The sequence below is a fragment of the Alloalcanivorax marinus genome (assembly GCF_016906305.1).
Classification (GTDB): domain Bacteria; phylum Pseudomonadota; class Gammaproteobacteria; order Pseudomonadales; family Alcanivoracaceae; genus Alloalcanivorax; species Alloalcanivorax marinus.
Map to the genome: position 1 here is coordinate 128,774 of NZ_JADDOL010000008.1, position 11,879 is coordinate 140,652.

At 67.0% G+C, this 11,879-nt stretch carries 12 protein-coding genes; 1 reads left to right on the top strand and 11 read right to left on the bottom strand.

The genetic code is table 11. The features are described from left to right. Window positions 1–28 precede the first annotated feature (28 nt). Complete coding sequence (locus IM760_RS09180) at window positions 29–226, top strand: CsbD family protein (RefSeq protein WP_204428534.1); 198 nt, start codon at window positions 29–31, stop codon at window positions 224–226. Window positions 227–314: 88 nt separating this feature from the next. Here IM760_RS09180 and ku (IM760_RS09185) read toward each other — a convergent pair whose 3' ends face one another. The 11 genes from ku (IM760_RS09185) to IM760_RS19125 form a co-directional block, all read right to left on the bottom strand. After that, window positions 315–1,358, bottom strand: a complete 1,044-nt coding sequence (gene ku / locus IM760_RS09185; RefSeq protein WP_204428536.1) for a non-homologous end joining protein Ku — start codon at window positions 1,356–1,358, stop codon at window positions 315–317. 29 nt (window positions 1,359–1,387) lie between these two features. Beyond that, window positions 1,388–2,155, bottom strand: a complete 768-nt coding sequence (gene ku, locus IM760_RS09190; protein WP_204428538.1) for a non-homologous end joining protein Ku — start codon at window positions 2,153–2,155, stop codon at window positions 1,388–1,390. Next, window positions 2,152–2,340: a hypothetical protein gene (locus tag IM760_RS09195; RefSeq protein WP_204428539.1), complete on the bottom strand. Its 189-nt coding sequence runs from the start codon at window positions 2,338–2,340 to the stop codon at window positions 2,152–2,154. Before IM760_RS09195 ends, ku (IM760_RS09190) begins: the two co-directional genes overlap by 4 nt. Before the next feature lie 21 nt (window positions 2,341–2,361). Further along, window positions 2,362–4,314 (bottom strand): DNA ligase D, encoded by a 1,953-nt coding sequence (ligD, locus tag IM760_RS09200; RefSeq protein ID WP_204428540.1) that lies wholly within the window; start codon window positions 4,312–4,314, stop codon window positions 2,362–2,364. A 183-nt stretch (window positions 4,315–4,497) separates the two neighbouring features. Next, entirely contained in the window at window positions 4,498–6,093 is a 1,596-nt protein-coding gene (locus IM760_RS09205) for an isocitrate lyase (protein ID WP_204428541.1), read from the bottom strand. Between the two features lie 219 nt (window positions 6,094–6,312). Further along, window positions 6,313–7,158, bottom strand: coding sequence for a universal stress protein (locus tag IM760_RS09210; protein WP_204428542.1), 846 nt, complete (start codon window positions 7,156–7,158; stop codon window positions 6,313–6,315). Between the two features lie 25 nt (window positions 7,159–7,183). Then, on the bottom strand, window positions 7,184–8,704 hold the full coding sequence (locus IM760_RS09215; RefSeq protein WP_204428543.1) for a SulP family inorganic anion transporter: 1,521 nt from the start codon (window positions 8,702–8,704) through the stop codon (window positions 7,184–7,186). A 306-nt stretch (window positions 8,705–9,010) separates the two neighbouring features. Beyond that, window positions 9,011–10,591 (bottom strand): peptide chain release factor 3, encoded by a 1,581-nt coding sequence (prfC, locus tag IM760_RS09220; RefSeq protein ID WP_204428544.1) that lies wholly within the window; start codon window positions 10,589–10,591, stop codon window positions 9,011–9,013. Window positions 10,592–10,653: 62 nt separating this feature from the next. Further along, a complete protein-coding gene (locus IM760_RS09225; protein WP_204428545.1) occupies window positions 10,654–11,352 on the bottom strand; it encodes an RNA polymerase sigma factor FliA in 699 nt (232 codons plus the stop codon). Window positions 11,353–11,455: 103 nt separating this feature from the next. Next, window positions 11,456–11,773 carry a flagellar protein FlhE gene (locus tag IM760_RS09230; RefSeq protein WP_420838123.1) on the bottom strand — a complete coding sequence of 106 codons (318 nt, stop codon included), beginning with the start codon at window positions 11,771–11,773 and terminating at the stop codon, window positions 11,456–11,458. Beyond that, a complete protein-coding gene (locus IM760_RS19125) occupies window positions 11,748–11,855 on the bottom strand; it encodes a hypothetical protein (RefSeq protein WP_420838122.1) in 108 nt (35 codons plus the stop codon). Before IM760_RS19125 ends, IM760_RS09230 begins: the two co-directional genes overlap by 26 nt. Window positions 11,856–11,879 lie beyond the last annotated feature (24 nt).

Genomic DNA, 11,879 nt, shown 5'->3' on the forward strand with positions numbered 1-11,879 from the left:
CAATTCGCCGTTAAGCATGGAGTCAGCAATGAACAGCGATACCTTGAAAGGCAAGTGGAAACAGATGATGGGCGACGCCAAGAAAAACTGGGGCAAGCTCACCGACGACGATCTCCAGCAGATCGAAGGACGCAAGGACAAGCTGGTGGGCAAGATCCAGGAGCGTTACGGCTCCACCCGCGAAGACGCCGAGCGTCAGGCGGACGACTGGCTGGGCAAATACTGAGCCCGCCGGCGGGATCGGATCCGGTCCCGCCACCGTCAAGCGAGCCGGGCGGCGCCAAGCCGCCCGGCTTTTATTTTGTCCCCCGACCCTACTCGGATAAGGCGTCCACCAGTTCCTGCTTGCTCATGCGGCTGCGCCCCGGCAGATCCCGGGCCTGCGCGCGCCGGTACAACGCCTCCCGGGATTCCTCGCTGAGCGCCGCTTCCTTGCCCGCGGTTTTCCCGCGCGCGGTCTTTTTTCGCGCCGTTTTCTTGCTCGCCGTTTTCTTGCTCGCTGATTTTTTCCCGGGCGCCGGCTCCTGGGGTTCCAGCCCTTCCTTGAGACTGCGCTTCAGCGTTTCCAGCAAATCCGGCGGCGAGGACGACGCACCGGAGCCGGTTTTGCGGGCGCCACGCTTGCGCTTCTTGCCCAGCACATCCTCGCCGGCCTTCAGCTTGCGCCGCGCCAGTTTGATCAGACGCTGGCTTTCCCGGTCTTCCAGGGCGGCCTCGTCCAGGCGTTCGGCGCGCAGCGGCTTCAGCGCGCTCTGGAACCGCTTGACCGCCGCCGTGGCCGGGGACCCGGGATCGCCCAGCCCCACATCCGCGGGGGTGCGCAGTTCGTCCTCGAAGCGCAGGGTTTCGGCGCGCAGGATGCCGCCCTGGCTGAGCAGCGCCACCAGGTATTCCTTGCCACGCATGACGAAGGTGGCGACGCCGGCGCGGCCGGTGGTCTCCATGGCCCGGGCCAGCAACCGGTAGGCCTTGGTGGCGCCTTTTTCCGGCGTCAGAAAATAGGCGCGCTCGAAGCGCATGGGGTCCAGTTCCTCCACCGGCACGAAGCGCTTGAGATCGATTTCCTGGGACTTCTCCGGCGCCAGCGCATCCAGCTCCTTGTCGGTGACCGTGACGAACCGGTCCTTCTCCACCGGATAACCGCGAATCAACTGATCCCATTCCAGCGGCTTGCCGTCCTTGGAACACACATAGCGGCGCGCCAGACGGGTGCCCTTTGCGTCGACCATGTGCAAAGACACCGGCTTGGAGCGGTGCGCCGGAAACAACCCCACCGGCAGGCTGACCAGACCAAAGGCCAGGGTGCCGGACCAGAACGGACGCGGGCCGGCGGGCCCGCCGCGTTTCTTTTTCGCCATACCAGGCTCCTTGCCGTCGGCGGTTTGCCTTACCGCTGCTTCAGACTGGCCTCCAGGGCCCGCGTCAGGTCGCTGGAGGCACGCCGCCGCTTGGGCGGCGCCTTGCGCACCTTGCCGCCGCGCCGCTTGGTGTCGATCAGATCCATCACCCGTTGCCGGTATTCGTCCTGGTATTCACCGGGGTCGAAATGGGTCTCCAGCATGCCGATCAGTTGCTTCGACATGTCCAGTTCGCGGCGGTCCAGGGCGGCGCCACCGGGGGCGGACAGCGCCGTCTGGCTGACCACCTGCTCGCGGTGCCGCAGGGTCACCAGCATCGGGTGCCCTTCGTGCACGCGCAACGCGCCCAGGTACTCCTTGTCGCGCATCACCCAGCGGGCCAGGCCCTCCCGATTGTCCCGTTCCAGGGCCGTCGCCAGCGCGTCCAGGTCGCTCCGGTCGTCGCCGTCCGGCCCCAGGTAATAGGGCCGGTCGTACCAGCGGTGGTCGATGGCGCCAAGGGGCAGCGCGCTCAGCAGCTCGATATCCCGGCTTTTGTCCGGATTCACGGTGGCCAGATCGTCGTCGGTGAGCAGCACCCGGCGGCCGTCGTCCGCCTGCCAGGCACGCAGGCTGTCCGCGTAGGGCACCGGCTTGCCGGTTCCCGGATTGACCAGCACCTGGCGCACCGGGGCCTTGTCGGTGCGATGCAGCAGACGAAAATGCACGCTCCGATCCGCCACCGCCGAGTAAAGTTTGACCGGCACCCGTTCCTTGCCGGCCACCAGCACGCCCTTCCAGATCGCCCGCGCGCTCATGGCGCCGCCTCGCCGCAATCCGGACAGACCACCCGGTCCTCCACCGCCTCGAAGCGGACACAGACCGGGCATACCGGTTGGTCGCAATGCACGCAGAAATAGCCGGCTTCGTAATGAAAATGGTGCTCGCAGAAGCGGCAGTGTTCACTGCCGGGCTCCAGCCACCAATCCGCTCGGGTCGCCATGGGCCCTCCCTTATTCCAGCCTCAATCCAACGCCAGCTCGCGCTTCATGGCGCGCGTCAGGCCGCGCCGGCAACGGTCGAAATCCGCCCAGGGGTCATCCTTCAAGGCCGCCAGACGCCGTTTCAGATTGTCCACGTCATAACGATTGGCGCGGCCCACCGTGGCCAGTTCCTCCCAGCGCAGGGGCACCGCCACCGGGGCCCCCGGCCGGGCCCGCACGGAATAGGACGCCACCGCGGTGTTACCGCGACCGTTACGCAGGTAATCAAGAAACACGCGCCCCTGCCGGCGGGCCTTGCTCATATTGACGGTGAGCCGGTCCGGGTCCTGCCCGGCGCGGCGCTCGCAGACCGCCCGGGCGAACGCCTTGGCATCGTCCCAGCCGGTGCCGCGCCGCAGCGGCACCACCAGATGCAGGCCCTTGCCGCCGGTGGTGCGCACGAACGGCGTCAGGCCCAGGCCCTCCAGGGTGTCGCCCAGGGCGCGTGCCTGCCTGACCAGTTCCCGCCAGGGCACATCCGGGCCCGGGTCCAGATCGAACACCAGCCGGTCGGGCGTCTCCACCCGGTCCACCCGGCTGCCCCAGGGGTGCAGTTCCATGACGCCGGCCTGGACCAGCGCCACCAGATGGGCGGCGGTTTCCACGTACACGTACTCGGCCCCGCCGTCGCTTTCGCGCAGACGCACCCGGGGCAGGCTGTCGGGGATCGGGCGGCGCGGGTGACGCTGGAAAAAGCACTCGGTGTCGAGCCCCTGGGGGCAGCGCAGCAACGCCAGGGGGCGCCGCTCCAGCTCCGGCAGAATGCGCTCGGCCTGGGCCTCGTAGTAGCGGGCCAGCGCCACCTTGGTGAGCCCCTGCTCCGGGTACAGCACCCGGTCCGGATGGGTGATGCGCACCCCGGCCACCCAGGCTTCGTCGCGGCGCGGCGAAGAACCGGCGGCGGCGCCGGCGGGCGCGGTGTCCGGATCACGCTCCGGATCGTCCCAGTGCACCTCGTCCGCGCTCTTGTCCTCGCGGCGCCCACGAAAAGCCGGGTGACGCAACAGCCCGTCGCGGGTGCGCTCGGTGTATTCCACCTCCACCACCAGACGCGGTGTCACCCAGTGGGTGCCCTTGGCGCCGCGCGGCGGCCCGTGGAACGGGGAGCTCCGGGTTTCCAGGGCGCGCAGTTCCCGGTGCATCGACGCCAGTTGACGCTGGTTGAAGCCGGTACCGACCCGGCCGGCATACACCAGCTTGCCGTCCTGGTCGTGCGCCCCCAGCAGCAGCGAGCCGAAGCCGCTGCGGCTGCCGCCGGGATCGGTGAAGCCCCCGACCACGAATTCCTCGTAACGGGCGCACTTCACCTTCAGCCAGTCCTTGCTGCGCTTCTGCCGGTAGACGCCGTCGGCGCGCTTGGCGATCAGGCCCTCCAGCCCCATGCGACAGAGCCGCTCCAGCAACGCCTCACCGCCCTTTTCCAGGTGGTCGGTGTAGCGCACGGTTCCTTGCGCGTCGGCGCCGGCCCCTTCCAGCAAGGCGCGCAGGGTGGCCTTGCGTTCCCGGTTGGGCACCTCGGACAGGTCCTGGCCGTTCAGGGCCGGCAGATCGAACACCTGATAGACCAGGGCGTCGGTGTCGCCCTCGCTGAGCGCTTCCTGCAGCGCCCGGAAGCTGCTGACGCCGTCGTCCATCAACGCCACCACCTCGCCGTCGAGCACCGCGTTGTCGATCTTCAGGGCGTTCAGGGCGCCGGTCAGCGCCGGGAAGCGGTCGCTCCAGTCCTTGCCGTTGCGGGTGATCAAGCGGACCCGGCCGTCCTCGAAGTGGGCCAGCAGGCGGTAGCCATCGAACTTGATTTCGTAGAACCAATCGCCGTCGGGCACCCGGTCGGTCAGGGTCGCCAGTTGGGGGGTGAAACGGTCCTGTTTCAGGGCGCGGGCGCCGGCGGGAATCGCGGGCGATCTGGCGCGCCGGGCTGTCGTCCTTTCCATGGTGACATCCTCGTCTGCGACGCTGCCCTTACCATCCGCCGACGCCGCGCCGACGGCAACGGCTGGGCGGCCCGGTTCGGTAAAAGATTGTTTGAGATTTTTCCGGCAAAAAAAAACGGCCTCCCGAAGGAGGCCGTTTTCCGGACATCGGGGCCGGGGCCCCGATCGCACCGAACCGTCGGCTTAGCCGAACTGGTTCATGGTGTTGTCCTTACCACCGGCTTTCAGCGCGGCTTCACCGGAGAAGTACTCTTTGTGGTCATCACCGATGTTGGAACCGGCCATGTCCTGGTGCTTCACGGTGGCGATGCCACGGCGGATTTCCTTACGCTGAACGCCCGCGGCGTAGGCCAGCATGCCTTCCTCACCGAAGTAGCCTTCCACCAGCTGGTCGGTGGACAGCGCCGCGGTGTGGTAGGTCGGCAGCGTGATCAGGTGGTGGAACACACCGGCTTCACGGGCGGCCTTGGCCTGGAACTCCTGGGTCCAGCGATCGGCTTCGGCGGCCAGTTCGCTGTCGTCGTACTTGGCGTTCATCAGGTCGCCACGGTCGTAGCCGGATACGTCCTTGCCTTCTTCCTTCCAGGCATCGAATACCTGCTGACGGAAGTTCAGGGTCCAGTTGAAGGACGGGCTGTTGTTGTACACCAGCTTGGCGCTCGGCTCTTGCTCGCGGATGCGGTCGACCATGTGCTTGATGTGGGCCACGTTCGGGGTCGGGGTTTCGATCCACAGCAGGTCGGCGCCGTTTTGCAGGCTGGTGACACAGTCCAGAACCACGCGGTCGATGTTGGTGTCGCGACGGAACTGGAACAGGCCGCTGGACAGCTTGGTCGGCTTGATCAGCTTGCCGTTGGTTTTCACCAGCACGTCACCGTTGGCGACCTGGGACGGATCAGTCACTTCGTCGCCTTCCAGGAACGCGTTGTACTGGTCGGCCAGATCACCTTCCTCGGTGGACACGGCGATCTGCTTGGTCAGGCCGGCGCCTTCGGAGTCGGTACGGGCAACGATCACGCCGTCGTCCACGCCCAGCTCCAGGAACGCGTAGCGAACGGCGTTCAGCTTGGCGATGAAGTCGGCATGGGGAACGGTCACTTTACCGTCCTGGTGGCCGCACTGCTTCTCGTCGGAAACCTGGTTCTCGATCTGGATGCAGCAGGCACCGGCTTCGATCAGCTTCTTGGCCAGCAGGTAGGTGGCTTCCGGGTTACCGAAGCCGGCGTCGATGTCGGCGATGATCGGCACAACGTGGGTTTCGAAGTTGTCGATCTTGCCAATGATTTCCTTCTGCTTGGCCTCGTCACCGGCGGCCTTGGCATCGTCCAGGGCACGGAACAGGTGGTTCAGTTCCCAGGCGTCCGCTTGCTTGAGGAAGGTGTACAGCTCGCGGATCAGGTCGGCGACCACGGTTTTCTCGTGCATGGACTGGTCGGGCAGCGGACCGAACTCGGAACGCAGCGCGGCAACCATCCAGCCGGACAGGTACAGGTACTTGCCCTTGGTGGCACCGAAGTGCTTCTTGATGGAAATCATCTTCTGCTGACCGATGAAACCGTGCCAGCAACCCAGGGACTGCGTGTACTTGGAGTTGTCCGCGTCATAGGCGGCCATGTCCTCGCGCATGATCTTGGCGTTGTACTTGGCGATGTCCAGATGGGTCTTGAAGCGGTTCTGCAGGCGCATGCGAACAGCGGATTCCGGGTTGATGTCGTGCCAGGTCTTATTGGCGCCAACCACGGAGTTCAGTGCTTCGATCTCTTTCAGGTACTGTGACATGGTCGATCCTTGTCAGTAGAAGAATGAACATCGACGACGCCGCCGCCACCGATTGCGCGCATTCTAGGAGCCGGCTTTTTATAAAAACAATCAATATCGATGATAGCCGGTATTTTCCTTATGAATGTTTATCGAAAACGGGCACTTAGCGACGAAAACGCCCGGCGCCCCCGGGCCACGGGGGCCGGCGACCCGCCGGTCACCGTCGCCGGGGGCGCCTCAGCGCAGAATCAGATGGGGCACGCCGGCGTGGCGGATCAGGCGGTCGGTGGTGCTGCCGATCAGAAACTCGCGAATCCGTGAGTGGCCGTAGGCCCCCATCACCACCAGATCCAGGCCGTGGGCTTCCTGGTAACGGTGCAGCTCCGCTTCCACGTCGCCGTCCAGGGTCGCCACCGTCACCGGATGGCCGCTGTTCTCCAGGCGCTCGGCCGCCCGCCGCAGATCGTCCCGGTCGGCCCCGGCGCCGTTCACCTGCACCAGATGGCAGGCCAGGCCGCGCAGCAGCGGGCTGCTGGCGAGCAGGCGCACGCCCTCGCGCATGGACGGGCTGTTGTCGTAGGCGATCATCAGCGCGGCGGGCTCCCGGAACGGCCCCACCGCCATCAGCACCGGCCGCTCCACGCCCCGGATCAGCTTCTCCACGTTGTCGCCGATCTGCTGAACACCGGTGTGGCCGGTGCCCTGCTTGCCGATCACCAGCAGCCGGGTCTGATCGCCCAGCTCACGCACCGCGTCCAGCAATTTGCCGTGGCGCTGGCGCAGCACCGGCGCCGGGTGGCCGGCGGCCACCAGCCGTTCGCTGGCGGCGTCCAGCAGCGCCCGGCCCTGTTCCAGGGCCAGCCGGTTGCGGCGCGCGTCCAGGTCCGCCAGTTCCTTGAGCAGGGCTTCCCGGGTGCCCAGCCCGATGCTGCCGCTCAGGTTGGGCTCGCTGGGGTAGCGCTCTTCATCCAGGACGTGCAGCAGCATCAGCGGCGCATCCAGCCGGCGGGCCGCCCAGGCGGCGTGGTCACACAGGGTCTCCGCCGCGGCGGACCCGTCGATACAGGCAATCACATGACTCATGGTCGATCCTCGAATCCGGGGTGGCTCAGTGGCCGCCCATGATTTTTTCCACGGCGTCCGGCTTGTCGTGAACGGCGTATTTGTCCACCAGGGTGGCGCTGGCCTGGTCCAGGCCGATCACTTCCACGTCGGTGCCCTCGCGGCGGAACTTGATCACCGCCTTGTCCAGCGCGCCGATGGCGGTGATGTCCCAGAAGCGGGCGCGGTGCACGTCGATGGTCACCTTTTGCAGGCCTTCCTTGTAGTCGAAGGCGGCCAGGAAACGGTCCGCGGAGGTAAAGAACACCTGCCCCACCACCTGGTAATGGCGCTGATAGCCGGCGTCGTCCGCGTCGCTGGTCACATAGAACACCCGGCCCACCTTGTTGGCGTAGAACAAGGCACTGAGCAGCACCCCGACGCCCACGCCGAGGGCCAGATTGTGGGTGAACACGGTGACCGCCACGGTCACCAGCATCACCACGCTGCTGCTCGGCGGGTGCCGGCGCAGGTTGAGTATCGACTCCCAGCTGAAGGTGCCGATGGACACCATGACCATCACCGCCACCAGGGCGGCCATGGGAATGCGCGACACCCAGTCGCCCAGGAACACCACCAGCACCAGCAGCACCACGCCGGCGATCAGGGTGGACAGGCGGGTGCGGCCGCCGGACTTCATGTTGATCACCGACTGGCCGATCATGGCGCAGCCGGCCATGCCGCCGAGGAAGCCGGAGGCGATGTTGGCCATGCCCTGGCCCCGGCACTCGCGGTGCTTGTCGCTGTCGGTGTCGGTCAGGTCGTCGACGATGGTGGCGGTCATCATGGATTCCAGCAGCCCCACCACCGCCATGGTCAGCGACACCGGGAAAATGATGCGCAGGGTCTCCAGGGACAGGGGAATGTCCGGCAGCAGGAACACCGGCAGGCTGTCCGGCAGCTCGCCCTTGTCGCCCACGGTGGGCATCTCCAGGCCGAAAAACACGGCCACGGCGGTAAGCACCAGGATGCACACCAGCGGCGACGGCACCGCCCGGGTCAGCAGCGGGAACAGATAGATGATGCCCAGCCCGGCGGCGGTCATGGCGTAGACGTGCCAGGTGACGCCGATCAGCTCCGGAATCTGGGCCATGAAGATCAGGATCGCCAGGGCGTTGACGAAGCCGGTGACCACCGAGCGCGACACGAAGCGCATCACCGTGGCCAGCTTGAAAATGCCGAACACGATCTGCAGCACCCCGGTGAGGATGGTGGCGGCCAGCAGGTATTGCAGGCCGTGCTCGCGCACCAGGGTCACCATCAACAGCGCCATGGCCCCGGTGGCGGCGGAGATCATCCCCGGCCGGCCGCCGGCGAAGGCGGTCACCACCGCGATACAGAACGAGGCGTACAGCCCCACCTTGGGGTCCACCTCGGCGATGATGGAGAAGGCGATGGCCTCCGGGATCAGGGCCAGCGCCACGACGAGGCCGGAGAGCACGTCGCCCCGGACATTGGAAAACCAGTTTTCTTTCAACGGCAGCAAAACGGAATCCTTCTGACAAAAATCCGCACGAAACGCGACCATGGCCACGCCGGCGCGGCAAACCAATAACACACAAGAATGACGGCCGAGGGGCCGGGTACGCCGTCCAGGAAGACGGCCGACGGGGTCACTCAGGGTGACCGGGGGGTGGGAACGCTAGGGCGGATTGGACGCCATGGACATATCGAAATCGGGGTCGGTGCCAAACAGGGCGGCGAGTCTAGCACAGCGACCCGGGCCCCGCGACCGCGCCGCCGGTGAGGTGTAGGAGCGGCTTCAGCCGCGATGGTCCGACCCCGTCGCGGGACCACCGCGGCTGAAGCCGCTCCTACTGGCGTGGCGGGGCGATCAGATCTCCCGGGTTTCGCGGAAGCGGATCTCCGGGTGGCGCTCCTGGGCCAGCTGCAGATTGACGCGGGTGGGCGCCAGATAGGTCAGGTGCCCGGCGCCGTCCCGGGCCAGGTGGTCGTAGGCCTTGCGCTCGAAGCTTTCCAGCTCCCGGTCGCTGTCCGCCTCGGTCCAGCGGGCGGTGCTCACGCTCACCGGTTCGTAGCGGCAGTCCACGCCGTACTCCCCTTTCAGGCGCGCCGCCACCACGTCGAACTGCAGGGTGCCCACGGCGCCCAGGATCACGTCGTTGTTGCGCAGCGGGAAGAACACCTGGGTGGCGCCCTCCTCGGCCAGCTGGGTGAGCCCCTTGTGCAGCTGCTTGCTCTTCAGCGGGTCATTGAGCACCACGCGCTGGAACAGTTCCGGCGCGAAGTGCGGAATACCGGTGAAGCGCAGGTCCTCGCCCTCGGTGAAGGTGTCCCCGATCTGAATGGTGCCGTGGTTGTGCAGGCCGATGATGTCACCGGCGAACGCCTCTTCCACGTTGTCCCGCTCGCCGGCCAGGAAGGTCAGGGCGTCGCTGATGCGCACGTCCTTGCCGGTGCGGCATTGCCTGAGCTTGATGCCTTTCTGGTAGCGGCCGGAACAGATGCGCAGGAATGCGATGCGGTCCCGGTGGCGCGGGTCCATGTTGGCCTGGATCTTGAACACGAAGCCGGTCATCTTGCCCTCGTCGGGCTGCACCTGACGCTCGCCGCCGTCCCGGGGCAGCGGCGCCGGCGCCCATTCCACCAGGCCGTCGAGCATATGGTCGACGCCGAAGTTGCCCAGGGCGGTGCCGAAGAACACCGGGGTGAGCTGGCCGGCGCGGAACCGCTCCAGGTCGAAGTCATGGCTGGCGCCCTGCACCAGTTCCAGGGTGTCGCGCAGCTCCTGGGCGTAGTCGGCGCCCACCGCCTCATCCAGCTCCGGGTTGTGCAGGCCCTTCACCTCGCGCACGTCCTGGATGGTGTGGCCCTGGCCGGTCTTGTACAGCACGGTGGTGTCGCGCAGCAGGTTGTAGACGCCCTTGAAGCTCTTGCCCATGCCGATCGGCCAGGTCACCGGCGCGCACTCGATCTTGAGCACGTCCTCGATCTCGTCGAGCACCTCGATGGGGTCGCGCACGTCCCGGTCCAGCTTGTTGATGAAGGTGAGGATCGGCGTATCGCGCAGCCGGCACACCTCCATCAGCTTGACGGTGCGCTCCTCCACGCCCTTGGCGGCGTCGATCACCATCAGCGCCGAGTCCACCGCCGTCAGGGTGCGGTAGGTGTCCTCGGAGAAGTCGGCGTGGCCCGGGGTGTCGAGCAGATTGACGGTGGCGTCGGCGTAGGGGAACTGCATCACCGAGGTGGTCACGGAAATGCCGCGCTCCTTTTCCATCTCCATCCAGTCGGAGGTGGCGTGCAGGCCGCTCTTCTTGCCTTTCACCGTGCCCGCCAAGCGAATCTGATTGCCGTACAGCAGCAGCTTTTCGGTAATGGTGGTCTTACCGGCGTCCGGGTGGGAGATGATGGCGAAGGTGCGCCGTTTGTGGATCTCGTCGCTGGGGTTCATACAAGCCTCGGTTTGCGTCGGCGCGCATTGTACGCCTGACCGAAGCATTCTTGTAGAAGCGCCTAGCCGGCGAGGCGGGCCCGCAGGCGGCTGATCGCCTGGCTGTGCAGCTGGCAGACCCGGGATTCGGTGACCCCGAGCACGGCGCCGATTTCCTTGAGGTTGAGCTCCTCCTGGTAATACAGCGCCAGCAGCAGCTTCTCGCGCTCCGGCAGGGTGTCGATGGCGGCGGTGAGCTGCTCGCGGCGCTCCCCTTCCAGCAGCGCCGCGAACGGATTGAGCGGCGCGCCACTACCGGCCTCCGGCTCGCCGCGCTCCTCCACCATCTCTTCGTAGGGCAGCAGATAGCCGTTGTTGGTGTCGGTGAGCAGCTGCTGGTATTCGGCCAGGTCCATGCCCATCTCGGCGGCGATTTCCCGCTCCTCGGCGGGCCGGCCCAGGCGCTGTTCCAGCCGGTGCACGCACTGGTCCAGGGCGCGGGCGTTGCGGCGCACGCTGCGCGGCAGCCAGTCGCGGGTGCGCAGCTCGTCGATCATGGCGCCGCGAATACGCTGGCTGGCGAAGGTGGCGAAGCTGGCACCGGCGTTGGCGTCGAAGCGGCGCAGGGCGTCCAGCAGGCCGACGGTGCCGGCCTGGATCAGATCGTCCAGGTCGATGCCGGACGGCAGCTTCACCTGCAACGCCAGCGCCTGGCGGCGTACCGCCGGGAGATGCTGTTCCAGCAAGGCGTTCTGATCGATTTTTCCCTGAGCCGTGTACATGGAATCGCCGGCCTCCTCATGATTTCGGGAGTGTTTCCGATAACCGTCATTATTCGGCCCGAGCGGGCCACCGGATGCGGCGAATAAGCGAGGTTGCGACGGGCTATTCGCCGCTTTGCCCCACCACCGCGCCGGTCACCGTGAGCCGCAACCGGTCCACCCGCACCGGGGCGGCGCCATCGGCCAGGCGAAACCGGAACCGCAACGGCGCGTCGGCGCGCCAGCGCGACGGCGCAGGGGCCCGCCCCCGGGCGCCGTGCAGCCGCACGCAGCGGTCCGCCTGGCACAACCAGGCCCGGGGCGGCGGACCGCCGTGCACCCGGTACGCCCAGCTGAAGCGTGCCGGGACCAGCCCGGCGGCCGGCGCCGGCGGCCTCAGAGCCTCGCTCCGGTAGTCACGGTCCGCGCCAGCCACCCGCACCGCCGCCGGCGAGGCGGTCCAACTGACGGTGGCGGCGCCGGCGGCGGTGGCCAGACACACCAGCAGCGGCGGCACCAGCCACAGGGCCCGTCTTGCTCGTCCCCGC

Excerpts from the sequence above, each read along its gene's own strand:
- IM760_RS09180 (WP_204428534.1), top strand. The coding sequence starts at position 29 with ATGAACAGCGATACCTTGAAAGGCAAGTGGAAACAGATGATGGGCGAC.
- ku (WP_204428536.1), bottom strand. The coding sequence starts at position 1,358 with ATGGCGAAAAAGAAACGCGGCGGGCCCGCCGGCCCGCGTCCGTTCTGG.
- ku (WP_204428538.1), bottom strand. The coding sequence starts at position 2,155 with ATGAGCGCGCGGGCGATCTGGAAGGGCGTGCTGGTGGCCGGCAAGGAA.
- IM760_RS09195 (WP_204428539.1), bottom strand. The coding sequence starts at position 2,340 with ATGGCGACCCGAGCGGATTGGTGGCTGGAGCCCGGCAGTGAACACTGC.
- ligD (WP_204428540.1), bottom strand. The coding sequence starts at position 4,314 with ATGGAAAGGACGACAGCCCGGCGCGCCAGATCGCCCGCGATTCCCGCC.
- IM760_RS09205 (WP_204428541.1), bottom strand. The coding sequence starts at position 6,093 with ATGTCACAGTACCTGAAAGAGATCGAAGCACTGAACTCCGTGGTTGGC.
- IM760_RS09210 (WP_204428542.1), bottom strand. The coding sequence starts at position 7,158 with ATGAGTCATGTGATTGCCTGTATCGACGGGTCCGCCGCGGCGGAGACC.
- IM760_RS09215 (WP_204428543.1), bottom strand. The coding sequence starts at position 8,704 with ATGGTCGCGTTTCGTGCGGATTTTTGTCAGAAGGATTCCGTTTTGCTG.
- prfC (WP_204428544.1), bottom strand. The coding sequence starts at position 10,591 with ATGAACCCCAGCGACGAGATCCACAAACGGCGCACCTTCGCCATCATC.
- IM760_RS09225 (WP_204428545.1), bottom strand. The coding sequence starts at position 11,352 with ATGTACACGGCTCAGGGAAAAATCGATCAGAACGCCTTGCTGGAACAG.